Annotated in this window: 19 protein-coding genes; 8 read left to right on the top strand and 11 right to left on the bottom strand. The window is 72.0% G+C overall.

Annotation, left to right across the window (positions count from 1 at the left end; all coding sequences use genetic code 11):
- Window positions 1-666 precede the first annotated feature (666 nt).
- Window positions 667-1,170 (top strand): inorganic diphosphatase, encoded by a 504-nt coding sequence (locus ACFY36_RS34790; RefSeq protein WP_097317543.1) that lies wholly within the window; start codon window positions 667-669, stop codon window positions 1,168-1,170.
- Window positions 1,171-1,215: 45 nt separating this feature from the next.
- On the opposite strand, the gene eccD is transcribed toward ACFY36_RS34790, so the two are convergent.
- Complete coding sequence (eccD, locus tag ACFY36_RS34785) at window positions 1,216-2,640, bottom strand: type VII secretion integral membrane protein EccD (RefSeq protein WP_499750140.1); 1,425 nt, start codon at window positions 2,638-2,640, stop codon at window positions 1,216-1,218.
- Between the two features lie 108 nt (window positions 2,641-2,748).
- Between eccD and eccCa the strand changes: the two genes are divergently transcribed.
- Together eccCa and mycP are read left to right on the top strand one after the other, a co-directional pair.
- On the top strand, window positions 2,749-6,702 hold the full coding sequence (eccCa, locus tag ACFY36_RS34780) for a type VII secretion protein EccCa (RefSeq protein WP_499750139.1): 3,954 nt from the start codon (window positions 2,749-2,751) through the stop codon (window positions 6,700-6,702).
- Between the two features lie 191 nt (window positions 6,703-6,893).
- Window positions 6,894-8,084, top strand: coding sequence for a type VII secretion-associated serine protease mycosin (gene mycP, locus ACFY36_RS34775; protein WP_499750235.1), 1,191 nt, complete (start codon window positions 6,894-6,896; stop codon window positions 8,082-8,084).
- 27 nt (window positions 8,085-8,111) lie between these two features.
- Here the strand turns inward: mycP and ACFY36_RS34770 are convergent, their stop codons facing one another.
- From ACFY36_RS34770 to ACFY36_RS34750, 5 genes are read right to left on the bottom strand one after another with little or no spacing between them, the layout of a single operon-like run.
- On the bottom strand, window positions 8,112-9,290 hold the full coding sequence (locus tag ACFY36_RS34770) for a MarP family serine protease (protein ID WP_499750138.1): 1,179 nt from the start codon (window positions 9,288-9,290) through the stop codon (window positions 8,112-8,114).
- A gap of 34 nt (window positions 9,291-9,324) precedes the next feature.
- Complete coding sequence (locus tag ACFY36_RS34765) at window positions 9,325-10,008, bottom strand: NUDIX hydrolase (RefSeq protein WP_499750234.1); 684 nt, start codon at window positions 10,006-10,008, stop codon at window positions 9,325-9,327.
- Window positions 10,008-10,547 (bottom strand): TlpA family protein disulfide reductase, encoded by a 540-nt coding sequence (locus ACFY36_RS34760; RefSeq protein ID WP_499750137.1) that lies wholly within the window; start codon window positions 10,545-10,547, stop codon window positions 10,008-10,010. Before ACFY36_RS34760 ends, ACFY36_RS34765 begins: the two co-directional genes overlap by 1 nt.
- Window positions 10,544-11,341 (bottom strand): endonuclease III, encoded by a 798-nt coding sequence (gene nth, locus ACFY36_RS34755; RefSeq protein WP_499750233.1) that lies wholly within the window; start codon window positions 11,339-11,341, stop codon window positions 10,544-10,546. Before nth ends, ACFY36_RS34760 begins: the two co-directional genes overlap by 4 nt.
- Before the next feature lie 27 nt (window positions 11,342-11,368).
- Window positions 11,369-12,571: a CapA family protein gene (locus ACFY36_RS34750; protein ID WP_499750136.1), complete on the bottom strand. Its 1,203-nt coding sequence runs from the start codon at window positions 12,569-12,571 to the stop codon at window positions 11,369-11,371.
- A 205-nt stretch (window positions 12,572-12,776) separates the two neighbouring features.
- On the opposite strand from ACFY36_RS34750, the gene ACFY36_RS34745 reads away from it, so the two are divergent.
- The 3 genes from ACFY36_RS34745 to ACFY36_RS34735 all read left to right on the top strand — a co-directional run bounded on the left by ACFY36_RS34745 (window position 12,777) and on the right by ACFY36_RS34735 (window position 16,916).
- Window positions 12,777-13,454: a Crp/Fnr family transcriptional regulator gene (locus ACFY36_RS34745; protein ID WP_020515203.1), complete on the top strand. Its 678-nt coding sequence runs from the start codon at window positions 12,777-12,779 to the stop codon at window positions 13,452-13,454.
- Window positions 13,455-13,629: 175 nt separating this feature from the next.
- The gene (locus ACFY36_RS34740; protein WP_499750135.1) at window positions 13,630-14,913 is read left to right on the top strand and encodes a carboxyl transferase domain-containing protein; all 1,284 of its coding nucleotides are present in this window, start codon (window positions 13,630-13,632) and stop codon (window positions 14,911-14,913) included.
- Window positions 14,910-16,916 (top strand): acetyl/propionyl/methylcrotonyl-CoA carboxylase subunit alpha, encoded by a 2,007-nt coding sequence (locus tag ACFY36_RS34735; protein WP_499750134.1) that lies wholly within the window; start codon window positions 14,910-14,912, stop codon window positions 16,914-16,916. The genes ACFY36_RS34740 and ACFY36_RS34735 overlap by 4 nt, the downstream gene beginning before the upstream one ends.
- Here ACFY36_RS34735 and ACFY36_RS34730 read toward each other — a convergent pair.
- The 5 genes from ACFY36_RS34730 to sp36 all read right to left on the bottom strand — a co-directional run bounded on the left by ACFY36_RS34730 (window position 16,893) and on the right by sp36 (window position 23,086).
- The gene (locus ACFY36_RS34730) at window positions 16,893-17,840 is read right to left on the bottom strand and encodes a serine/threonine-protein kinase (RefSeq protein ID WP_499750133.1); all 948 of its coding nucleotides are present in this window, start codon (window positions 17,838-17,840) and stop codon (window positions 16,893-16,895) included. The two genes, ACFY36_RS34735 and ACFY36_RS34730, sit on opposite strands and share 24 nt — an antisense overlap.
- 31 nt (window positions 17,841-17,871) lie before the next feature.
- Complete coding sequence (locus ACFY36_RS34725; protein ID WP_499750132.1) at window positions 17,872-21,522, bottom strand: adenylate/guanylate cyclase domain-containing protein; 3,651 nt, start codon at window positions 21,520-21,522, stop codon at window positions 17,872-17,874.
- Window positions 21,519-22,322, bottom strand: a complete 804-nt coding sequence (locus ACFY36_RS34720) for an MBL fold metallo-hydrolase (protein WP_499750131.1) — start codon at window positions 22,320-22,322, stop codon at window positions 21,519-21,521. The genes ACFY36_RS34725 and ACFY36_RS34720 overlap by 4 nt, the downstream gene beginning before the upstream one ends.
- Window positions 22,323-22,445: 123 nt before the next feature.
- Window positions 22,446-22,934, bottom strand: a complete 489-nt coding sequence (locus ACFY36_RS34715; protein ID WP_499750130.1) for a RidA family protein — start codon at window positions 22,932-22,934, stop codon at window positions 22,446-22,448.
- Window positions 22,931-23,086 carry a Sp36 family protein gene (sp36, locus tag ACFY36_RS34710; RefSeq protein WP_097317531.1) on the bottom strand — a complete coding sequence of 52 codons (156 nt, stop codon included), beginning with the start codon at window positions 23,084-23,086 and terminating at the stop codon, window positions 22,931-22,933. The genes ACFY36_RS34715 and sp36 overlap by 4 nt, the downstream gene beginning before the upstream one ends.
- A gap of 106 nt (window positions 23,087-23,192) precedes the next feature.
- Here sp36 and ACFY36_RS34705 point away from each other — a divergent pair, with 106 nt between their 5' ends.
- Window positions 23,193-24,044, top strand: a complete 852-nt coding sequence (locus ACFY36_RS34705; protein ID WP_499750129.1) for an Rv0361 family membrane protein — start codon at window positions 23,193-23,195, stop codon at window positions 24,042-24,044.
- A gap of 24 nt (window positions 24,045-24,068) precedes the next feature.
- Window positions 24,069-25,022 carry an ATPase BagA gene (gene bagA, locus ACFY36_RS34700; RefSeq protein ID WP_499750128.1) on the top strand — a complete coding sequence of 318 codons (954 nt, stop codon included), beginning with the start codon at window positions 24,069-24,071 and terminating at the stop codon, window positions 25,020-25,022.
- Window positions 25,023-25,072: the final 50 nt, after the last annotated feature.

Raw genomic sequence — 25,072 nt, 5'->3', positions numbered from 1 at the left:
GTCGGCTGCGCCGCCGCTGGTGGGCGCCCCGGGCTGATCCGGACCTTCGACAGGCACCGAGCCGGCCGCACGCTCGACGGAAGCCGAACCGGGCGCACGATCTGCAGGTCCCGAACCGGGCGCACGGTCAACGGGCGCCGAGGCCGGCCCGCGATCGGCAGGTGCCGGTTCGGCCGGGCGATCGACGGGAGCCGCGCCGGTCACCTGACCGGAGGCGCGATTCGTTCCGGGCGGGTCCGTTGCCGGGACGGCGGGTGTGGGCTGGTCATGCGGGTGCACCTGTCGATCTTCCGACTCGGCGCGCGGAGCGTGGGGTTCTTGTCGTATATCGGGCGCGGGCTCCGCCCGTACCGGTGAATGGGTTTGGGGTGATGAATGAGGACCAACCATGACATTGAGGTTGTCGTGATCGGCATTGTCCTTCGGAGTGGGCGAAGTAACGTTGCCGCCCTCCGTTGACGGGTTACCGTTTTTGGGGTCGTCATGCGACCCGGACACGCCGTCATGCCGGGGACCGTCGTGTGAATCTTGCCTCCCCACGAGCCCCTCCTAGTACGCGGCGTCGGACTTAGGGGAGACTAGCGACATCCGGCACACCGTTGCGCGCGGATCTCACCGCCCGCCGGACCGGTCTTCTCTTCAGCGGGCGAACAAGGGAGCAGATAAATGGATTTCGACGTATTGGTTGAGATCCCCAAGGGCCAGCGCAACAAGTACGAAGTCGACCACAAGACGGGTCGCATCCGGCTGGACCGGACGCTCTTCACCGCGACGCAGTACCCGGCCGACTACGGCTTCATCGAGGGCACCCTGGGCCAGGACGGTGACCCCTTGGACGCGCTCGTGCTGGTGCAGGAGCCGACCTTCCCCGGCTGCCTCATCCGGGCCCGGGCGATCGGCATGTACCGCATGACCGACGAGAAGGGCCGCGACGACAAGGTCCTCTGCGTGCCGTTCGAGGACCCGCGCCAGGAGCACCTGCGCGACATCCACCACCTGGGCGAGTTCGACCGGATGGAGATCCAGCACTTCTTCACGGTCTACAAGGACCTGGAGCCCGGCAAGTCAGTCGAGGGCGCCACCTGGACCGGCCGCGTCGAGGCCGAGGAGGAGATCCTGGCCTCCTTCAAGCGGGCCGAGGCCGCCGAGGCCGAGGGCCACGAGCACTGAGAAGACCGATGAGAGCGGCCGCGTCGTCGATGCGGCCGCTCTTGGTCAAAGGCTGATGTTCCCCACCGCGTCGTAGAGGCCCACGACCGCGCACGCCACCGGGATCACCGACACCACGACCAAGGTGTCCAGCAGGTCGGCGGCCCGGCCCAGATAGGGCGACGGAGGCTTGCGGGAGTACGTCGCCCCGGCCACCACCGTGATCAGCGCGAGGGCCAGCGCGGCCCCGGTCAGGCCGAGCAGCATCGCCGGGCCCGCACCGCGCAGCAGGTCGGCGCCGAGCGCGGCCACGCCGGCCAGGCCGCCCACGACCAGCGGCACCCGCTGGCGCAGGGTCACGAACAGGCGCGAGCGCAGCAGCAGCGCCGCCGCCGACACCGCGATCAGGATGCGGGCCGAGAGCGTGCCCGCCACCGCCAGCACCCCGAACGCCGCCACCGCGAGCACCGCGTGCCCGAGCAGCATGCCCGCCAGCAGCTCTTCCGTGCGGGTCACGGCCGCGAAGACGGTGGCCCGGTCGGGGCGGTCGCGGGAGGCGTCGAGCGAGATGGCGCCGGTGAAGCCCTCCGACGCGTCGGTGCCGGTGGGCAGGGTGACCGGTGGCGTGGGCATCTTGCCGAAGCGGATCGCCAGCAGCGGCAGCGCGCCGATGCCGCAGACCAGGGCCGAGATCAGCACCGCGGCCGCGCCCGGGGCGTCGGTGACCATCGCGACCAGGGCGGTCAGCGCGCCGAAGAGCCCGACCACCCCGCCGGCCGTGAACAGGCGCAGCGACGCCGCCACGCCCACCCCGCCGAGCGCCGCGATCAGCAGCAGCGCCACCGAGCCGGCGAGCAGCTCGGAGCCGCCGAGCCAGGGCAGCAGCCCGAACACGCCGACCCGGTCGTCGGTGGCGACGAGCACCGCGCCGCCCGCGAAGGCGTACGGCATCGCATAGGCCCCCAGGGCGGCGCCGGCGCGCGCGTCGCCGTACGCCCGGGACGCCGTCACCCCCGCGAGCGCGAGGATCACCGCGAGCCCGAGCCCCGCGAAGGCCGCGCCCGGCCAGTCGGGGCCGGCCGCGAGGACCGCGATCAGCCCGATCGCCAGCAGCGCCCCGGCCGCGACCAGCGTGGCCGTGCGGGTGGAGGCCGGCGTCCAGGAGCTGCCGCGGCGGCGGGCGCCCTCGGCGATCGCCTCGACCACGTCGTCGTACTCGAGCTCGGGCCACTCGTCGTGGGCCGGTACGAGATGGAGCACCTCGCCGTCGCGTACACCCTGGGGGAAAAGACCTTGGGTCGTGGCCAGCGCGACCCCGTCGGTGCGCCGCAGCACCCACCCGCCGTGTTTCTCGCCGTCGTCGGCCAGGCCCTCGCCGGCGTGCCGCAGCACCTCGGGCAGCAGCTCGGCCAGCGCCACGTGCTCGGGCAGCGCCACGTCGATGCGGCGCTGCGGAGCACTGATGGTGACGCGAGCCAACCCGATGCTCATGATCGTCGACTCCTGAAAAAAGAGGTGAATGCGCCAGCTAGCCGACTTTACCTACGATGGGCCACACGGGGGCGTACACCAATGTGGACGAAAAGGACATAAATCGGCATGAGTACGGTGGTGATCAAACGGTCGGCACGGCGTCCGGCGCCGGAGATTCCGACCGGGGAGATCGCTGTCGAGCCGCCACCCGAGATCCCGCAACAGACCGGCGGCCGCTGGCAGCAGGCCATGATGGCGCTGCCCATGCTCGGCGGCTCGGTCGCCATGGCGATGATGATGGGACAGGGCCGCGGCGGTGCGTACTCCTATGTGATCGGTGGCCTGTTCGGCATCTCCTCGATCGCCATGCTCACCACCAGCTTCGGCGCGAGCGGCTCGCCCAAGAAGGCCGAGATGATGGCCGCCCGCCGCGAATATCTGCGCCATCTGGCCGGCCTGCGCCGCCGCGTGCGTGAGACCGCCGACATGCAGCGCGTCGGCCTGCTCTACCGCCATCCCGACCCGGCCAAGCTCTGGTCGACCGCGAACAGCCACCGGGTCTGGGAGAGGCGCGTCAGCGATCCCGATTTCGGTGTCGTACGCCTGGCGGTCGGCCCACAGACCTTGGCGACGCCCCTGATTCCGCCGGTCACGCGGCCGCTCGACGAGCTCGAGCCGATGACCGCGGGCGCCCTGCGGCGCTTCCTCGACGCGTACTCCGTGGTCCCCGATCTGCCCGTCGCGGCCTCGCTGCGCAGCTTCGCGCGGGTCTTCCTGCGCGGCGAAAAAGCAGTGCACGACCTGACCCGCGCCGTGGTCTGCCAGCTCGCCACCTTCCACGCGCCCGACGACCTGATCGTCGCGGTCTGCGCCGGCCCCGAGCGCCGGGCCGAGTGGGAATGGATCAAGTGGCTTCCGCACAACCTCCATCCGGCCCGGACCGACGCGCTCGGCCATGTGCGGCTCGTCGCCAGCTCCGGGCCCGATCTGGAGAAACTGCTCGAGGACGTGATCGGCAACCGGCCGCGGTTCAACCCGATGGCCACCAGTGCCGGCTCCCCTCATGTGGTGATCGTGCTCGACGGCGCCGACCTGCGCGGCGCCACCCAGCTCGACGACGGCATCGACGGCGTGACGGTGCTCGACCTCGACGAGCAGCCGCCGCGCCTGCTCGACCGGTCGCTGCTGGTGCTCGAGGTCGCCCGGGCCGGCGGCCGGCGGGTGCTCAACACCTATTCGATGGAGCACGAGGCCGAGGTCGGCACGCCCGACCGGCTCAGCGTCGAGCAGGCCGAGGCGGTCGCCCGGCGGTTGTCGCCGCTGCGGCTGGCCGCGATGTCGAAGTCGTCGGACACCCCGCTCGCGGCCGAGATGGGCCTGGCCGACCTGCTCGGCATCGGCGATCCCGAGACGTTCAGCGTGTCGCGGGCCTGGATGCCCCGGCCCAACCGCGACAAGCTGCGCGTGCCGATCGGCGTGGGTGCGGACGGCAGCCCCATCGAGCTCGACCTGAAGGAGTCCGCCCAGGACGGTATGGGCCCGCACGGCCTGCTCATCGGGGCCACCGGATCGGGCAAGTCGGAGCTGCTGCGCACCCTGGTGCTGGCCCTGGCCACCACACACTCGTCGGAGACGCTGAACTTCGTCCTGATCGACTTCAAGGGCGGCGCGACCTTCGCCTCGCTCGACCGGCTGCCGCACACCGCCGCCGTGATCACCAACCTGGCCGACGAGCTGCCGCTGGTCGACCGCATGGTGGACGCGATCGACGGCGAAATGGTCCGGCGGCAGGAGGTGCTGCGCAAGGCCGGCAACTACGCGAGCCTGCGCGACTACGAGAAGGCCCGTGCCGGTGGCGCCGCGCTGCCGCCGCTGCCGTCGCTGCTGGTCATCTGTGACGAGTTCTCCGAGCTGCTGTCGGCCAAGCCCGACTTCATCGACCTGTTCGTCCAGATCGGACGGCTGGGCCGCTCGCTCGGCGTCCATCTGCTGCTGGCCAGCCAGCGGCTGGAGGAGGGCCGGCTGCGCGGGCTCGACACCCATCTGTCCTATCGGGTGGGTCTGCGGACCTTCTCGGCGCTGGAGTCGCGGGCGGTCCTGGGCGTCCCGGACGCGTACGAGCTGCCGCGCTCGCCCGGTCACGGCTATCTGAAGTTCGGCACCGAGCCTCTCCTGCGCTTCAAGGCGGCGTACGTCTCGGGACCGTTGCCCAAGGCGAGCGCCCGCGCCGCCGCCGGTGGCGCCGGTGCCGATCCGCAGGTGCTGGCGTACACGACCCGCTACATCCCCGCGCCGAAGCCGGTGAAGCCGGTCGAGCCGCAACCCGAGCTGACCCCGGCCGGCGAGAGCGTGCTCGACGTGATGGTCGACCGGCTCGGCGGGCAGGGACCGCCGGCGCATCAGGTCTGGCTGCCGCCGCTCACCCAGTCGGCCGCGCTCGACGAGTTGCTCGGCCCGGTCGTCGCCGATCCGGCCCGCGGCCTCGCGTTCGCCAACCCCGAGCTGCACGGCGCCCTCCAGGTGCCGATCGCGCTGGTCGACCGGCCCCGCGAGCAGGTGCGCGAGGTGATGTGGCTCCAACTGTCGGGCGCGGCCGGTCACGTGGCCGTGGTCGGCTCGACGCTGAGCGGCAAGTCGACGGCGCTGCGCTCGATGATCTGCGGGCTGGCCCTGACACACACCCCGGCCGAGGTGCAGGTCTACTGCCTCGACTTCGGCGGCGGTTCGCTGGGCACGCTGCGCGATCTCCCGCACGTCGGCGGGGTGGCGGGCCGTCTCGACACGGTGGGCGTCCGGCGTACGGTCGGTGAGGTCTCCACTCTGTTGTCCGAGCGCGAGGCGCGCTTCGCGAGCCTGGGCATCGACTCGATGGCGTCGTACCGGCGCCGCCGGGCCAACCCGGCCAACCCGAGCCCCGACGACGACCCCTTCGGCGATGTCTTCCTGGTCGTGGACGGCTGGTCGACCGTTCGCAAGGAGTTCGAGGAGCTCGATCCGGTCATCACCGACATCGCGACCCGGGGCCTCTCCTACGGCATCCACGTGGTCGCGTCCAGTTCACGGTGGATGGACTTCCGGCCCGGCATCCGCGACCTGTTCGGCTCGCGGGTCGAGCTGCGGCTCGGCGACCCGAGCGACTCGTCGATCAACCGGCGGGCCGCGATGAGCGTGCCGGAGAAGCCGGGCCGCGGCATCAAGGAGCACCCGACCGACAAGAACAAGGCGCTGCACCTTCTTACTGTGCGGCCCGAGCTCAGCACGCTGGCCGACACGAGCGACCTGGTCAAGGAGATCGCGGCCAACTGGCACGGCCCGTCCGCGCCCAAGGTGCGCCTGCTGCCCGCCCTCGTTCCGTACGAGGACCTCGAGGCCGGCGCCGGCACCGGCCTGCGCATGCCGATCGGCCTGGCCGAGGCCGACCTGCGGCCCGTCGAGATCGACTTCGCCTCCGATCCGCACTTCCTGCTCTTCGGTGACGCCGAGTGCGGCAAGTCGACATTCCTGCGAACCCTCGCCACCACGATCACCCAGCGGTTCGCGCCCGAGGAGGCCCGGATCATCCTGGTCGACTACCGGCGCAGCCTGATGGACCTGCCCGAGACGGAACACCGCATCGGCTACGGCATCCAGGCGCCCAAGACCTTGGAGCTGATGCAGTCGGTGGCGGGATACATGGAGCGCCGGCTGCCCGGGCCGGACGTGACCGCCCAGCAGCTGCGCGACCGGTCCTGGTGGACCGGGCCCGAGCTGTTCGTGCTGGTCGACGACTACGACCTGGTCGTGGCCGGCCCGGCCAACCCGCTCACGCCGCTGCTCGAATATCTGCCGCAGGCGCGCGACATCGGCCTGCACCTGATCCTCACCCGGCGGGCCGGCGGCGCCGGGCGGTCGCTCTACGAGCCGATCATCCAGCGGCTGCGGGAGCTGTCGGCGCCCGGCCTGGTGATGTCCGGCCCGTCCGACGAGGGCCCGCTGATCGGCCCGATCCGGCCGGCGCTGATGCCACCGGGGCGTGGGCGCCTGCTCACACGGCGTGAGGGAGTGCGCCTGATCCAGTTGGCGCACCTGCCCCCGTTCTGAGCCGGCCACACAATTGACAGACTGCCGGTGCGACTGACATCGACCGATCGCGACCAACAGGCGCGGTTTCGGAGTAATCTGCATCGACCGTCCGGACCGAGAATGGCGATGCGACCGTGAGCGTTGCGAGCAGGAAGTCATGGCGTGCACCCACCAGTGCCCGCCGGCTGCTGGCCGCCGCCGTCGCCGGAGTGTTCGCGCTGGGCCTTCCGGCCACGCCGGCCCACGCCGAGCCGGCCCCGCTGCTCTCCGATTCGGTCCGCGACGACGAGTGGCATCTGGAGACCCTCGACGTCCCCGACGCGTGGACCTACGCCGACGGCGCCGGCGTGACCGTGGCGGTCATCGACTCCGGCGTCGACGCGACCCACCCCGACCTCCAGGGCCAGGTTCTTCCCGGTCACGACTTCGTCGACCCGAAAGGCGACGGCGACAACGATCTGGTCGGACACGGCACCACGGTCTCGGCCATCATCGCCGGCCGCGACGACGACCAGAACGGCGTCGTCGGCATAGCGCCCAAGGCCAAGATTCTTCCGGTACGGGTCCTGGACGAGGACAACCGCTACGACGACGCCCTGATCGTCGCGCGGGGTGTGCGCTGGGCGGTCGACCACGGCGCCCGGGTCATCAACCTCTCCCTCGGCGGCAACGGCAGCAGCGCCGCCCTGGCCGCCGCCCTCGACTACGCGTTCGCCAAGGACGTCGTGGTGATCGCCTGCACGGGCAACACGAGCGCCTCCTCGGGCACCGACGTGTGGTATCCGGCTCGCGAGCCCGGCGTGCTCGCGGTGGCCGGCACGGAGCGCGACGGCACGTCGCTGTGGTCGGGCTCGATCACCGGCAAGGAAACGGTGGTCACCGCCCCCGCCACCCAGCTGGTCGGCGCCCGCTCGGGCGGCACCTACTGGAAGGTCCAGGGCACCAGCTTCGCCGCGCCGATGGTCTCGGCGACGGCCGCCCTGATCCGTTCCCGCTGGCCCGAGATGCCGGCCGGCGAGGTCATCAACCGCATCATCCGCACGGCCAAAGACCTGGGCACACCCGGCCGCGACACCACCTTCGGCTACGGCATGGTCAACCCGGTGGCCGCGCTGACCGCCTCGCTGCCGGCCGTGCTCGACAACCCGCTCGACACCAACCCGTCGCCCGGCGTCGCCCGGTTCGGCAGCGCCCCGGTCCCCGGCCAGGCCCAGTCGGCCCCCGACGCCCTGACCCCGCTGACCCCGCGCACCGAGGGCGAGGATTCGGGCGGCGGCGCCGCCCCGATCATCGCCACCCCGGTCTCCTCCCACCGCAACTGGTGGGCCGCCGCCACCCTCTTCCTCGTCTCGGCCGTAGCGGCGCTCCTGACGATCCGCCGCTTCGCCGGCACCACCTGAGGCCGCCGAGGTCCGGGAGCAGCCCTTCTAAGCGCAGTCGCCGGTCTTGACGCCTCGGGTGCGGGTGACACCGGCCGAGGCGACCGGGGCGGCCTCGGCCGCGGTGAGGGCGAAGCCCGTGTTCTTGTCGTCGGCGGCGGCCGCGAAGATGACGCCGACCACCTGGCCGTTGGGGTTGATCAGAGGGCCGCCGGAGTTGCCGCTGCGCACCAGCGAGCGGATCGTGTAGATCTCGCGGGTCACGTCGCGGGACTCGTAGATGTCGGGGCCGGTGATGTCGCCGACGTCGCGCACCCGGGCCGACTGGGCGTCGTACGGGCCGTCCTGGGGATAGCCGAGGACGATCGCGCTGGCGCCGGTGGCCGCCTGCTTCTTGACGAACGGCATCACCGGGGCGCTCAGGCCGGGCACGTAGAGCACCGCCAGGTCACGCTCGGGGTCGTAGACGACGACCGTCGCGTCCTCGCGCCGGCCGTTGACCTCCACCGTCACGTCGCGGGTGCCGGCCACCACGTGGGCGTTCGTCATCACGCGCTCGTTGGAGTAGACGAAGCCGGAGCCCTCGATGCGCCGGGAGCAGCTCGGCGCCGTACCCAGGACCTTGATGACCGACCTTTTGCTCTTCTGCACCACGGCCGAGTTCTTCAGCGCCGGGTCGGGCGCCGCCACCTGCCGGGCCTCCGTGCGGGCCAGGCCGCCGAACACGTCGGGGAAGCCGTTGGTGTTCAGGGTCTCGCTCAGCGCCGACGAGAGGTCCTGCACCTGCTCGGGCATCAGGTCGTTCACGCCGCGCAGGATCGCGCTGTTGCGCACCTCGCGGTTGAGCCCCTCGAACGGGGTGGTGCTCAGCGGCACCGCGATCAGCCAGGCCACGACCAGCACCGACAGCAGCGAGATGACCGCGCCGCCCGCGTCGTCGACCATCTGGAGCGGCTTGTTGGTGATGGCCTGGCGCAGCCTTATGCCGACCCAGCCGGCCAGGGTCAGGCCGAGCACCGCCAGCGCGAAGATGACCACCAGGGAGACGACCAGGCGGGCCCAGTCGTCGGTGAACCGTTCGGCGATCAGCGGCCCCAGCTGGAGGCCGATCAGCATGCCGCTGAAGAAACCGCCGAGCGAGAGCGCGCCGATGACGAAACCCTGGCGGTAACCGCTGATCGCGAAGACCAGCATGAGCACGATCAGGAGGACATCGACCACGGGCACTCACTCAGAGTAGAAGTGCTGGGCCACTGCCGGCTCACGGCAGAACCTCGTCCGGCCCGCCGGCCCGGGTGGCCGGCACCGGGGCCGCCGCGTCCGGCAGGTCGACCAGAGCGCCCGGCTCCCACGGTTTCGTCCAGCCACCCATGTCGAGCAACGTCGAGATCACCCCTGCCGTGAAGCCCCAGACCAGCATCCCCCTGACCTGGAAGGCCGGGCCGACCCAGCCGCTGGGATGCCGCACCCGGATACGGTTCGCGGGGTCTACCAGTTCACCGATGGGCAACCTCGCCACATGGGCGACCTCGGCCGGCTCCCGCGGGCAGACCTTGTGGGGGTGGCGCCACCAGGCCAGGACCGGGGTCACCACGAAGCCGCTGACCGGGATGTAGAGCTCGGGGAGCTCGCACAGCACCTCGGCCGTGGACGGGTCGAGACCGACCTCCTCGTTGGCCTCGCGCAGCGCGGTGGCCGCGGCGTCGGCGTCCTCGGGGTCGGTGCCGCCGCCGGGGAAGGCGACCTGGCCGGCGTGGTTGCGCATGGTGGCGGCCCGCTGGAGCACCAGCAGGTCGGGCCCGTCGGGCCCGTCGCCGAAAAGCACGAGGACCGCGCTGGGCCGGCCGACACCCGCCGGCGCGCGCAGAGGAGTGAAGTCTTCGCTGCGCACGCTGGAGACGCGGGACAGCAGCGGTTGGAACCAGGACGGAAGATCGGCGGGGATCACACGGCCACCTTTACGCCCAGGAGCTTGTCAACCTGCTGGGCCAGGGTCGCCGCGTTCAGGGGCAGGATGTGCACGGTCGACTTGCCGTCCGCGTCGAGGAAGACGGTGACCGGCAGGTTGATGCGCTCCAGCTCGTGCACCAGTTTCTGGTCGGCGTCGAAGAGGGTCGGCATCGTGACGCCCTTCTCGGAGGCGAAGTCCGCGCCGTTGGAACGGCTGTCACCGGTGTCGACGCCGATCACCGTCACCTTTCCCGTGTCGGACAGCTTCTGCATGACCGGCAGCTCGGCCCGGCAGGGCCCGCACCAGGACGCCCACATGTTGATCACGGCGGGGCCCTTCAGGGAGCGCAGCGAGATCGAGGAGTCCCCGGTGAAGCAGGGCAGGCTCAGATCCGGCAGATCGTTGGGAGACCCGGCGCCGGTCAGTTGAGAGCAGTCGTCGAAGGGGGAGGCCGGCTCGTCGCTGCCGCAGGCGGCGGTGACGGCCAGCAGCAGCACGACGAGAGGCGCCGCCAGCAGGCGCGGGAGCCTCACGGGACGTCCGGGGCGGTCACCGCGGCCGCCGGCACGAGGTCGGGGTCGACGCCGGCGGCGACCGCCAGCTCCCGGGCGCGCGGGCCTTTGAGCAGCTTGGCCGCGGGGGCGGCCTCGGTCGGGCCGGTGCCGTAGGACGGGCACATGGTGGCCAGCGTGCAGGCGCCGCAGGCCGGCTTGCGGGAGTGGCAGACGCGGCGACCGTGGAAGATCACCCGGTGCGACAGCATGGTCCAGTCGCGCTTCTCGATCAGGTCGGCCACCTGGAACTCAATCTTGACCGGGTCGTCCTCCTGCACCCAGCCGAAGCGGTTGGTGAGCCGCCGGAAGTGGGTGTCGACGGTGATGCCGGGCACGCCGAACGCGTTGCCCAGGATCACGTTCGCCGTCTTGCGCCCGATGCCGGGCAGCGACACCAGGTCGTCGAGCTTGCTCGGCAGGACGCCGTCGTAGCGCTCGACCAGCGCGTTACCCAGCTTGATCAACGAATCGGTCTTGGCCCGGAAGAAGCCGGTCGGGCGCAGCGTCTCCTCGAGCCGCGCCCGGTCGGCCGACGCGTAGTCGGCCGGCGTCCGATATCGCTGGAACAGCCCGGGCGTCACCTGGTTGACCCGCACGTCGGTGGTCTGCGCGGACAGGATGGTCGCCACCGCGAGCTCGAGCGGGTTGGTGAAGTCGAGCTCGCAGTGCGCGTCGGGGTGGGTCTCGGCGAGGACCCGGGCCATCTTGCGCGCCCGCCTCTTGCGCCCGATGGGCGTCTCCCCCGCGAACCGCTTGACCGATCGCACCACCAGATCCACCGCTAAAGAGTACGTCGCTCGTCACGCGGCGGGCTTGATCGCACCGTCCGAACCGATGCGCGCGCCCGTCGACGGGAAGTCGGCTGCGCTGAGCTGGGCCATGATCTTCCGGCTCTGCTCGTTCCTGGTGTCCCGGGTCGGCAGGCCGATGTCGTTCATATAGGTGGAGAAGAGCTTGCCACCGGCGTACGACCCGTCCTTGCTCAGCGTGACCTGCAGGATCCCGCCGTACTTGAGCACGCCCGTACGGCTCAGCGTCTTCCCGCCGCCGGCGAAGTTGCCCAGGCTGTAGGCGATCAGCTTGCCCTTGTAGAACTCCATGCCCCGGGCCACGTGCGGCCCGTGCCCGACGACCAGGTCGGCCCCGGCGTCGATCACCGCGTGGCTGAACTTGATCGGGTCGCCCCGGCTCTCGCCGAAGAAGATCTCGGTGCCCGGCTTCACGTGCTGCTTCTCGGCGCCCTCGGCGCCCAGGTGCGCCTGCACGACGACCAGGTCGGCCTCTTGTTTGGCCTTGGCGACCAGGGCCGCGGCCCCCTCGACGTCGTTCAGGTTGTTCAGGCCGGTGTACGGCGCGAAGCCGACCACCGCGACCTTGACGCCCTTGACGTCGACGACGGTGATCTCCTCGGAGTTGCCGGTCGCCTTGATGCCGGCCTCGTCGAGGGCGTCCCGCGTGTTGGCCGCGCCCTTGGTCCCGAAGTCCTTGGCGTGGTTGTTCGCCGTGTTGACGAGGTCGAAGCCGGCGTCCTTGAGGTGCTGGACGTACGACGGCGGCGACCGGAACGCGAAGCAGTTGCCCGAGCCCGGCCCGCACTTGGAGGTGCCGGTGTCCTCGGTGAGCGGCTGCTCGAGATTTCCCATCACCAGATCGGAGGCGAGGCTCGCCTTCACCGAGTCGAAGAAGCCCTTGCCGTTGTTCGGCGGCATCTTGCTCGGGGCGTTGCTCATCATGATGTCGCCGGTCGCGGAGAGTGTGATGGTGTCGTCCGCCACCACCTGACCCGACTCGGTGGTGGGCGCCGGCTTGCCCGAGGCGGGCTTGGACGCGGGCGCCGCGGCGGCTCCGGGCGGCTGCCATTGCGAGTCTCCGGAACCGTCGTCGCGATTCGCGAAGGCGACACTTCCGGCGGCTATACCGGCCAAAGCCGCCAGGACAATCGTGATTGTCAGGACAGGGCGGCCGAAAAGACCCTGCCTTCGATGCGGGGGGTGGGAATTCATCGACCGCGACGATACCTTCGGGTTGCTACGCGGACGACCCGTCGAATGGCTCGTCGTCGCCCACCTGAAGCGACGAAATGCACAGCCCGTCACGGTCGGAACGGTTACCCTGCGGTATTCAGATCAAGGGGTGCCCGCCCGATTCCCGCCCGCGTGCGCCTAGACTGATCGAGCGCAGGCGTTGCGCGTGTTCGGAGGTGCGCAGATGGATGAGGTACTGGCGCGCAGCGGAATCTTCCAGGGTGTTGACCCGGAGGCGGCCGAGGCGCTCGCCAAGGAGATGGACACGGTCGAAGTCCGTAAGGGCGACGTCCTGTTCAACGAGGGCGAGGCCGGTGACAGCCTGTACATCGTGCTGTCCGGCAAGATCAAGCTGGGACGCCGTGCCGCGGACGGCCGGCAGAACCTGGTTTCGATCATGGGCCCCTCCGACATGGTCGGCGAGCTGTCCCTGTTCGACCCCGGTCCCCGCACGGCCACCGCGACCGCGGTGACCGACGCCCGGCTGGCCCGGCTCAAGAAGACGTCGTTGCGCCCGTGGCTCAACAACCGCCCGGAGATCGCCGAGCAGCTCCTGCGGGTGCTGGCCCGTCGTCTGCGGCGCACCAACGACGCGCTGGCCGACCTGATCTTCACGGACGTGCCCGGCCGCGTGGCGAAAAACCTGCTCCAGATGGCCGGTCGTTTCGGCACCCGCGACGGCGGTGTGCTGCGGGTCACCCACGACCTCACCCAGGAGGAGCTGGCCCAGCTCGTCGGCGCGTCCCGCGAGACGGTGAACAAGGCCCTGGCCGACTTCGCCTCCCGCGCGTGGCTGCGGCTCGACGGCAAGAGCGTCATCATTCTCGACCCCGAGCGCCTCGCTCGGCGGGCCCGAGTCTGAGGTTCCCGTCTTTGAGGGGCTGCCCAAGCGGGTAGCCCCTCAAACGCGTCTTTCGCATCCGTGTCGCACCTACTCGACCACTCGTTGTGGAGGTGGTCGAGAGGCACCGGCGGATACGAGAGGGCGCGGCTTTGAACATGGTGGGGGGCGTACAGCAGCGCATCGGGGTGCCTTCGTGACCGTGCTCGATACCGCCCTCGACGCGCGCACCCCCGGCTATCTCGAGGGCTGCGGCACCGCCACGGACCGGCTGGCCCGGCTCGAGGCCGCGCTGGAGGAGGCCCGGGCCGGCGGCGGCGAACGGGCGGTCACCCGGCACCACGCCCGCGGCAAGCTGCTGCCCCGCGAGCGCATCGAGATGCTGCTCGACCAGGACGGCCCGTTCCTCGAGCTCTCGCCGGTGGCCGGCTGGGGCACCGAGTTCCCGGTCGGGGCCGGCGTGGTCACCGGCATCGGCGCGGTCGAGGGCGTCGAATGCATGATCATCGCCACTGATCCCACCGTGGACGGTGGGCCGGTGAACCCGTACGCCGTGGAGAAGATCCGCCGGGCCGCGCGGATCGCCTCCTGCAATCGGCTGCCGCTGGTCAACCTCGTCGAATCGGCCGCCGAGACCGCGCCCGGCGGCCCGCAACCCCGCGGCGGCATCGCCCGCGACCTGAGCCGCCTGGCCGCCGACCGGGTGCCCGCGATCTGCGTCGTCTTCGGACCGGCCGAGGGCATCGCCGCCTATCTGCCCGCGCTCTCCGACTACACGATCACGGTCAAGCCGCAGCCGGCCCGGGCCACCAAGGACGTCGCCGACCAGCTGGCCGAGGACGAGCGGGACGGGCTGCGCCTGGCCCGGCAGTGCGTGCGCCGCCTCAACTGGCGCAAGCGCGGCCCGCGGCCACGCAGCTTCCCGCCGATCGAGCCCAAGTACGACGCCGAGGACCTGCTGGCGCTGACCACCCTCTACGACCCCCGGGAACTGCTCGCCCGCATACTGGACGGCAGCGACTTCGACGAGTTCAAGCCCGCGGTCGGCACCGCCCTGCTGGCCGGCTGGGGTGAGCTGCACGGATATCCGGTCGGCGTGCTGGCCGCCTCGGGCGCGCCGCACACCCCGGCCGAGACACAGAAGGCCGTGCACTTCATCCAGCTCGCCAACGCCACCGACACGTCGCTGCTGCTGATCCAGCGCGACGAGACCGCCGAGTCGTTCGGCCCGGGCGAGATCGACGCGCTCGCGCACTCCACAGTGCCGCTGTTCGCCCTCAACAGCGGCCGCACCGGTGATCCCCGCTTCGCGTTCAGCTGGCCGGCCGACGGCCCGGTGGCGAACGGCGACGACGACGGCACCATCGACCCCCGCGACACGCGTACCGTCCTCGGACTCTGCCTCTCCGCCGCGCACAGCGCGGCCGTCGAGGGCGCCGGGCACATCGGCGTGTTCCGACCCGGAAAGGTAGACCAGTGATCCGACGTCTTCTGGTGGCCGACCGTGGCGAGATCGCCCGCCGGGTGTTCGCCACCTGCCGCCTGGTCGGCATCGAGACGGTCGCCGTCTACTCCGACGCCGATTCCGACGCGCCGCACGTCGGGGAGGCGGACTACGCCGTACGCCTCGACGGCGGCACGCCCCGGTCGTCGTACCTGCGCGGCGACCTGATCATCACCGCCGCCCAGCGCTCGGGGGCGAACGCCATCCACCCCGGCAACGGCGAGCTGGCCGAGGATCCGGACTTCGCCTCGGCCGTGGCCGACGCCGGCATGATCTGGGTCGGCGCGCCGGCCAAGACGCTCGGCATCCTGCGCAGCAAGACCGAGACGAAGGCGCTGGTGGCCGAGGCCCGGGTGCCGGTGCTGCCCAGCTACACCGACCCCGCGCAGGTTCCCGGCTTCCCGGTGCTGATCAAGCCGGACACCGGCAACGGCGGCACCGGCCTGCGCGTAGTCCGCGACGCGACGACGCTGACCGAGGCGATCGCCTCGACCCGCCGCGAGGTGGGCAGCGAGGTCTACTGCGAGCCGTACGTCGAGGACGTACGCCACATCGAGGTGCCGATCCTGGCCGACGAGCAGGGCGCGGTGGTGCCGTTCGGCGAGCGCGAGTGCTCGATCCAGCGCCGCTACCAGAAGATCGTCGAGGAGACGCCGTCGCCGGCCGTCGACCCGGGACTGCGTGAGGAGCTGTGCCGGGCCGCGATCGTGGCCGTGCGCGCCCTGGGCTACGTCGGCGCGGGCGCGGTCGAGTTCCTGCTCGACGCCCGCGGCGACTTCTGGTTCATGGAGCTCACCCCGACGCTGCAGGCCGACCACGCGGTCACCGAGTGCGTCTCGGGCTATGACCTCGTACGCCTGCAGCTGCTGGTCTCCGAGGGCGGCAGCCTGCCCATGCCGGGCCCGCCGCCGATCCGCGGGCACGCGATCGAGGTGCGGGTGTGCGCCGAGGACCCGGCGTACGCCTGGCTGCCGGCCACCGGCACCCTGCACCGCTTCGCCGTGCCCGACGTGGCGAGCCGGTTCCGCCCGCTGCCCGCGCCCGGCCTGCGGCTGGACGCCGGGGTCGAGGACGGCTCGGTGATCGCCGCCCACCAGGACTCCACACTGGCCAAGCTGGTCGCCTGGGCACCGACCCGGCAGGAGGCGGCGCGGATGCTGGCCTCCGCGCTGACCCGCTCGCAGATCCACGGCGTGGCCACCAACCGCGACCTTCTCGTACGGGCTCTGCGGCACCACGCCTTCCGCACGGGCGACGTGGACACCGGCTTCCTCGACCGGCGCCCGGAGGTGTTCGCCCCGCTCCTGTCGGCGGTCGACGCCGTACGCCTGTCGTGCCTGGCCTCGGCCCTGGCCGGCGCCGCCGCCCGGCGCGCCGAGGCGGCCGTGCTCGCGGCCGTGCCGTCGGGCTGGCGCAACGTGCCCTCCGGCTCGCAGACGGCCGTCTACGACGGCCCGGCCGGACCGGTCGAGGTCGGCTATCGGATGAACCGGCACGGCGAGCTGGCCGGCTGGTGGGTGCGCACGGTGGACCCGGAGGAGCTCGACCTGGCCGGGCTGGGCCAGGCGCCGGTGGTCGCCGACTATCCGGAGACGGTGGTCGTGCGGGCCGGCGACGAGCAGGTCGTCCTCGACGTCAACGGCATCCGGCTGACGTTCAACGTGCACCGGGTGGGCGAGGTCTCGTACGTGGACAGTCCGGAGGGCTCGGTGGCGCTGCGGGAGCTGTCCCGCTTCCCGTTGCCGGCGCCCGAGGCCGTCGAGGGCTCGCTGATCGCCCCGCTGCCCGGCGCCGTCCGCCGGGTGCTGGTCGTGCCGGGCCAGCGCGTGCGGGCCGGGGAGCTGCTGCTCACGCTGGAGGCGATGAAGCTGGAGCATCCGGTGCACGCGCCCAGCGCCGGGGTGGTCGCCTCGCTGCCGGTGCACCCGGGCACCGAGGTGGACACCGGCGAGCTGTTAGCGGTCCTGGATCCCGAGTAGGCCGAACAGCCGCTTCCGCTTGGTCTGCTTCGCCGTGCGCACGGTCGGCGTCTCGTCGCCGTGTGAGGATCGCGGCGGCGGGATGTGCTGCGAGGAACCGTCGAGCTGCACGGCGGTGAGCAGGTCGCGCAGCTGCCGGGCGGTCGGCCGCGAGTTGGGGTCGTTGGCCATGCCGTAGCGCAGCACCTGGGTGAGCTGCGGCGGCACGCCGGGCAGATCGGGGATGGGCTGGTTGAACAGGTCCATCAGGGTGATCAGGCTGGGGCTGCGGTCGCCGTCCCAGCGGGGCGGGCGGCCGCGCATCACCGCGTAGAGGGTGGCGCAGAGCGCGTAGACGTCGACCGCGTCGGACGGGTCGTCGTGCCGGAACATCTCCGGCGGCGCGTAGGCCGGGGTGAGCACCTCGAGGGTGACCGACGAGTCGCGCATCTCGCCCAGCACGGCCAGGCCGAAGTCGGCCAGCACGGCCGAGTTGAACTCGGAGTAGAGGATGTTGGCCGGCTTCACGTCGCGGTGCAGCACGCCGTTGGCGTGCGAGTGGATCAGCGCGTCGGAGATCTTGATACCGAGGTCGCGGCCCTCCTCGGCGCCGAGCGGGGCCCGGCGCATCCGGTCGAGGTACGACCCGTCGCACAGCTCCATGATCAGGTAGGGGTGCTGGTCGACGGTCACCCCGACGTCGAACAGGTCGACCACGTGCGGGTGGGAGGACATCTTGCCCGCGGCCCGCGCCTCGCGGAGGAAGCGGGCCTGGTCGCGGTCGCTCTCGAGGCGGCGATTTTCCACCTTGATGGCGACCTCGCGGCCCACCGAGTCCTGCATCGCTCGATAGACGGTCGCATATCCCCCACGGGCCATGACCGACAATCCAGACATGCCGGGCACGTACGGGACCGGCAGTGCTCCGCGAGGTGTCTCGGTCATGAGTCTGAAAATATCCCAGAGGGCCCGGAGATCATCCGGGCACGTCGGACGCGTACGCGACAGTTTCCGGCGGAGGCGGCTCCGAGCCCGCCGACGCGAGCGCGTCGCGCAGATCCTCGGCCGCGCAGCGCTCACTCGTCTGCTCGGTCGAGGACGCCAGCCGGACCGCTTCCTCGGCCGCCTCCCGCGCCTCGTCGTACCGCTGCGCCGCCGCCAGGACCCGCGCGTGGACCATCGCGGCCAGCACGCCGCTGCGCACGTCCTCGGCCGGCACCTCGCGGGCCCGGCCGATCCACGTCATCGCCGTGTCGACCCGGCCGTCGGCCAGCAGGGCCCCGGCGTACGAGGCCAGGGCGTGCCGCCGCGAGAAGAGCAGTGACGGCGTGCCGGTGTCGGTGGCGATCGGCGCCAGCAGCCCGATCGCGGTCGCGGCGTCGCCGGCCCGCAGCCGCGCCTCGGCCAGCAGCACCCGCGGGCCGACCTGGGCCGGGGCGAGCGGGTTGTGCGGCTCGACGGCGGTCATCACCCGGCGCGCGTCGGCCTCGGCCTGTGCCAGGTCGCCACGGTGGAGGGACACGAAGCCGCGCAGCGTGCCGGCCATGCCGAGCAGCAGCGGATGGCCGGTCTTGTCGGCGTAGCCCAGGGCGTCGGTCAGCAGGTCGAAGGCGTGGTCGAACTCGCCCAGCCCGCGGGCGATCGCGCCCCGCACCACCAGCGCCAGGCCACGGCCCCAGTCGTCGGCCACCGCGTTGAAGTCGCGGTAGGCCCGTCGGGCCTCACCGTCGGCCTCGGCCAGCTCGCCGAGCTCGGCCGCCGCGTACGCCTCCACGGCCCGCAGCGTGCCCACCGCCCAGCCCTCGCCGACCCGGTCGCCGAACGGCAGGAAGACCCGGGCCAGCCGCCGCGACTCCTGGAGCCGGCCGGCCAGCAGCCGGGCGAAGGCCGTGGTGCCGCGCAGCCAGGACCGGCCCACCGGGTCGCCCAGCTCGGCGAAGAGCCGCGCCGCCCGGCCGAGCACGGCGTCCGTGCCGGCGAAGTCGCCCCGGGTGGTGGTCACCCAGGCCAGGTTCTGCAGGGCCCAGGCCTGTCCGTGCCGGTCACCGGCGGCCAGCGTGACCTGATAGGCCGCGGCGAACCGGCTGCTGGCCTGGCTGAGCCGGCCGGCCAGGAAGTCGGCCATGCCGAGCCGGCGCATCGCGTTCGCCCGCTCCGGCAGCAGCTCGGCCTCGGTGGCGACCTCGAGCGCCTCCTGCCAGACCGCCACCGCCTTGTTCGTGTCGCCCAGCGCCTCGAGGGCGCGGCCGACCACGAGCAGCGCCTCGGCCTTGCTGACCGGCTCGTCGCCGGCGCTCACGGCGATCTTCTCGCCGTGCTCCAGCGCCTCCTCGGCCCGGCCCAGCCGGAGCAGGGCCCGGGCGTAGACGAGCTGGTCGGGCAGGGGCAGCACGCCGTCCGGCTCGAGGTGGGCGGCGCGTTCCGCGTATTCGATCGAGGCGCCGGGCTCGATGTTGGCCAGCGCCCGCCGGGCCATCCGGCCCAGCGCGGCCACACCCAGTGGCGCCACGTCACGCACGGCGGCGTCCGGCCGCAGGCGTACGGCGTCGGCCAGGTCGACCGCGCACTCGGCGTGGGTGGCCACGAACGCGTCCCGCTCGTTCTCGCTCAGGCTCAGCCGGCTCGCGCTGTCGTAGCCGAGCCGGTCGATCGCCTCGGGCGCCGCCCAGTTGGCCAGGTAGGCGTGCCGGTCGGCCAGGTCGGCCTTGCCGATGCCGGAGTAGGCGGCCTCGCGCATCAGCGGGGTCGTGAAGGCGTAACCGCCGCGGACCCGGTGCAGCATGCGGCGCTGGAGCAGCTCGTCGACCGAGCGCTCGAGCTCGACCGCGGCCACCGCGCCCGGGCGGGCGTCGCTGGCCGCCCGGCGCTCACGCAGCGCCTCGACCACGCCCGAGGGCACGGTGTCGCCGACGACGGCCGCGTCGCGCAGCACCGACCGGGGCTCCGGGGGCAGCGCGTCGATGCGGGCCGCCAGCACCGCGGCCAGGTCGCGGGAGAGCAGCTGCCGGCCGAGCGAGCCGTCGGCCAGCATCCATTTGCCGGCCGCGTTGGCCCCGACGGCCGGGGTGAGCGCGCCCCGCTCCATCAGCAGCGTGACCATCTCGGCCAGATAGAACGGGTTGCCCTGTGCGGTGGCCAGCAGCCGGTCGGTGTCGGGCTGCGGCAGCTTGCCGCCGTTCAGATAGGAGGTGAGCAGCCGCGACGCGTCCGCGCCGCGCAGCGGCGGCAGCGTGTGCACCTCGGCGTCGGCCATCCGGGTCAGCGCGCCCGCGGTGCGCACCAGCTCGGGCCGGCCGAGCAGCAGCACCACCACCGGGCCGTCGAGCATCGAGAGGGTGCGCCCGAGCGCGTCCACGGTCGACGCGGTCGCGTCGTGCAGGTCGTCGACGATGACCACCAGCGGGGTCTCGGCGGCCAGGGCGGAGAGCAGCTCGGCCACCGCGGTCGAGATGGCGTCGGCGTCGAGCCGCTTGGTGGGCTGCCAGTCGGCGCTGGCCGCGGGGCCGACCGGGTTGGCCGGCGCCTCGCCGTAGCCCAGCAGCGCCAGCAGCCGGTCGATGTCGAGCCGGACCGGGTCTCCATCGCGGCTCAGCCGGTTGGCCAGCTTGCGCAGGCGCTCCTCGACGACCGTCCGGCCGACCGTGGAGACCACATCTTTGGGCAGGCCGACCGACTTGCGCACCAGGTCGGCCAGGGGCGCGAACCGGCGGCGCTCGCCGAACGCGCGGCACCGCACCCGCAGCACCCGGGCCCCGGCGTGCGCCGCGTAGCGCCCGTTGCCCACGTCGTAGCCGGCCGCGAGCCGCTTGACCTCGCCCGCGAACCGAGATTTGCCGATGCCGGCCTCGGCCGTCATCACCATGACCCGCGGCGTGCCGGCGTCGATCGCCTCGGCCAGCCGGCCGGCCACCCGGCCGAGCTCGGTCTCGCGGCCGACGAACGGCGCCTCGTCGCCCAGGCCCGACCGGGTGCCGGGCGCGTCGTGCAGGCCGAGCAGCTCGAAGGCGGGCACCGGCTCGCGCTTGCCCTTGAGCCGCAGCGGGCGCAGCTGCCGCCAGGAGGCGATGTGCCGGGTGCCGCCGCTGGTCCGGGAGCCGGCGTAGACGGCGCCGACCGCGGCCGCGTCGGCCAGCCGGGCCGCCGTGTTCACGGTGTCGCCGATGACGGTGTATTCGATGCCGGCCTGCATGCCGGCGACGACCTCGCCGGTGTTGAGGCCGACCCGCAGGCCGAGGGGGGCGCCACCACCGCGCTCGTCGTCCAGCACCCGCCGGACGGCCCGCTGCATGCTCAGGGCCGCGCGCACCGCGCGCTCGGCGTCGTCCTCGTGCGCCACCGGGGCGCCGAAGACGGCCATGATGCCGTCGCCGGTGAGCTTGTCGACGTGGCCGCCGAACGTCTTCACCGCGCCGGCCAGGGCGGCCAGCACCCGGTCGGTGACCGCGCCCACCCGTTCCGGGTCGAGGTCCTCCGACCAGGAGGTGAAGTCGGACAGGTCGCCGAAGAGCACGGTCACGATGCGCCGCTCGGCCGCGGGCAGGGTCGCCGCGGCCGGCAGAGCGGCGCCGCAGTTGTGGCAGAAACGGGCGCCCGGAACGGCGACGGTTCCACACACAGGACAGGTCACAGCCGATCCAACCCGCCTGCGAGTGTTCCTGATTCCCGGTTTTTGTGATTGAGGTAATCGAGTTGGGCCGCGGCCGACCAGACCGCCGCGAACCGCACGGCCGGATCGATGTCGGGATAGACGATGTCGACGACCTGCTCGGCCGTCTCGGCCCCGGCCCGCATCGCCGCCGTGACCTGCGCCAACCGCTCCTCGCGGTGGGCCAGATATTCCCGGGCCAGCAGCGCGACGTCATCGCGGGCCGGTCCGTGGCCGGGCAGCATCAGGACTTTTTCGTACGAGCTGAGGCGTCGGAGACTCGACAGATATCTACCGAGGTCGCCGTCGGGGTGCGCCACCACCGTCGTGCCCCGGCCCAGGATGGTGTCGCCGGTGAAGACCGCCTCGCCGTTGACCACGAAGCTGACCGAGTCGGCCGTGTGGCCCGGGGTGGCCAGCACCTCGATGTCGAGCCCGTCGGCGGCGATCCGGCCATCGCGGATCATCGGCTCGGCCGGTATCGCGTGGACCGGGTCGGCCGCCAGCACCGGCGTGCCGCCGAGCATCTCGGAGAGCCGGGCCGCACCCTCGACATGGTCGTGATGACCGTGAGTAATGAGAATCGACTGAAACGGACCGTGACCGGCGATGCGGGACAGGTGTCCCTCGTCCAGCGGGCCGGGGTCGATCACGACGCCGCGGGTCTCGCCGGGCGCCCGCAGGACCCACGTGTTGGTGCCGTCCAGCGTCATCGGACCCGGGTTAGGCGCGCGTAACAGCGTCACCCACCCCGGCAGGCCGTTCGGCGCAGCACCCCCCATGCGCGAAATCCTACGTCGCGCATGGGGTGAACGGAGAGGACCGGATGTGCGATCTCAGTGCCCGCTCAGGTTACGGATAGCAACCAAAAAGGCTGAGAGATCCAGTTTTGTTAACCGGTACAGCTACTCGGCCAGTTCGACGATGACCTCGACCTCGACCGGCGCGTTCAACGGCAGCTCGGCCACGCCGACCGCGCTGCGGGCGTGCCGGCCCTGCTCGCCGAAGACGTCGCCGAACAGATTCGACGCCCCGTTGACGACAGCGGGCTGACCAGTGAAACCGGGGGCCGACGCCACGAAGCCGGTCAGCTTCACAATCTTGCCGACGCGGCCCAGGCCGACCAGCGACTCGATCGCGGCGAGCGCGTTGACCGCGCAGTACCGGGCCAGCTCGGTGCCCTGCTCGGGCGTGACCTCGGCGCCGACCTTGCCCTCGTACGGCAGCTTGCCCTCGACCAGCGGAAGCTGCCCGGAGACGTACACGTAATTGCCCGTTTGCACGGCCGGGACGTAGGACGCCAGCGGCGGCACCACGGACGGCAGGGTCAGACCCAGTTCGGCGAGCTTGGCGTACGCGTCCACGCCGCCCTCGCCGGCGATCGGCAGCGTCACGATTTCTCCCGCTTCATGTAGGCCACCAACTGGTCCGGGTTCGGCCCCGGAACGACCTGAACCAGCTCCCAGCCGTCCTCGCCCCAGTTGTCGAGGATCTGCTTGGTCGCGTGGACCAGCAGAGGCACGGTCACGTACTCCCACTTCGGCATCGCTGCTACTCCCCTGATCGTCGGTAACGCGCCCAGCTTAGGGCCCACGATCGTGCCGATTTGACTAGGCTGAGCAAGCCGGACACGTCACATCACGGAGGGCGACATGACGCACCCGCAGGGCGGCCAACCGGGGCACCCGGAGCCCGCGCCGGTGCCCGTGCCCGACCCCGAGCCGCCGCAGCCCATCCCGCCGGACGAGCCGATCCCGACGCCCGAGCCCCCACATGTGTCCTCCTCCTTCATCGACGCAGCGCCCGCGCCCGCCGAGCTGGAGTGGCCGCCACCCGGGGCGTACTCCGGCGAGGCCGCCTCCCACGAGGAGACCCAGGTCATCCCGGCCGACGCCGGCTGGCAGGCGCCGCCGCCGACCTCGCCGTGGCACGCCCAGCACGAGGCGCCCGGCCAGTGGCAGACCACCCCGCCGGAGCACCTGGCCTATCAACACTCGATCCCGCCGCCGGTTCCGCTGCCCCAGCCCGAGCCGATCTGGGCCGGTCCGCCGCAGCAGCCGAGATCGCGCCGGGGCGCCGTCTGGGTCTCGGTGGCGCTGGTCGGCACCATCCTGCTCTGCGGTGGCGGCGCCCTCTCGGCCTATTTCCTTCTCCGCAACGCCGACAACCCGGGCTCGCCCGACGCGGCGACCGCGGTCGACCGCTTCCTGACCGCCGTCTACAGCCAGCAGGACGCGGCCGCCGCCGACGACCTGGTCTGCCGCGAGGCCCGCGACAAGCAGAAGATCGCCGAGCGGGTCGACGAGATCAAGGCGTACGCCGCCGGATATCAGGAGCCGGTGTTCCGCTGGGCCGAGCCGGCGGTGGCCGGCGACGGCGACGACCGCGCGACGGTTGCGGTGCAGGTCACCATGTCGACCGCCGACGAGAAGACCGCCGCCCAGGACCTGCGGTTCACCGTGATCCGCAAGACCGGCTGGCTGGTCTGCGAGGTCACCGGCTGAGGACGTCCCGTTACCTTTGATTCCATGGGCGAGCGAGTGAGCAGGTGGCCGGCGCGGCTGCACGTGGTGACCGGCAAGGGCGGCACGGGCAAGACCAGCGTGGCCGCGGCGCTGGCCCTGGGCCTGGCCGCCGGCGGCAAGCGCACGCTGCTGGTCGAGGTGGAGGGCCGGCAGGGCATCGCCCAGCTCTTCGAGACCGAGCCGCTGCCCTACAAGGAGCTGCGGATCGCCAAGGTCGCGGGCGGCGGCGAGGTGCGCGCGCTGGCCGTCGACCCCGAAGAGGCCCTGCTCGAATATCTCGACATGTTCTACCACCTGGGCGCGGCCGGCCGGGCGCTGCGCAAGGTGGGCGCGATCGACTTCGCCACCACCATCGCGCCGGGCCTGCGTGACGTGCTGCTCACCGGCAAGGTGAAAGAGGCCACCACCCGTTCCCAGGACGGCAAGAGGGCGTACGACGCCGTGGTCCTCGACGCTCCTCCGACCGGCCGCATCGGCCGCTTCCTCAACGTCACGGCCGAGACGGCCAAGCTGGCCAAGGTCGGCCCGATCAAGACACAGAGCGACAGCGTGGCCGCCCTGCTGCGCTCGCCCATCTCGTCGGTGCACGTGGTGACGCTGCTCGAGGAGATGCCGGTGCAGGAGACGCTCGACGCCATCGCCGAGCTGAACGCCCTGCGCATCCCGGTCGGCCGGATCATCCTGAACGCCACCCGCCCCGCGCTGGTGACCGCCGGACGGGTGACGAAGGCCGAGCTCAAGCGCGGCCTGGCCGAGGCCGGCCTGCCGACCGACGCCGGCACCGTGACCGGCCTGGCCACCGAGGTGAAGGACTATCTCACCCGGCAGGAGCTGGAGGAGACGCTGCGCCAGGAGCTCACCGAGAGCGGGTTGCCCCTGGTCGAGCTGCCCCTGCTGCCACGCGGCGTCGACCAGGCCGGGCTCGACGAGCTGGCCGCGGCCCTGATGCGCGCGTGATGCGGGCCGGGACACAGTCGCCGTCCGCGGGATCAAGTACGGACTACTCT

The sequence above is a fragment of the Actinoplanes sp. NPDC000266 genome, from assembly GCF_042899005.1.
Taxonomy (GTDB): domain Bacteria; phylum Actinomycetota; class Actinomycetes; order Mycobacteriales; family Micromonosporaceae; genus Actinoplanes.
This window is presented reverse-complemented; position numbering and strand designations above follow the sequence as displayed.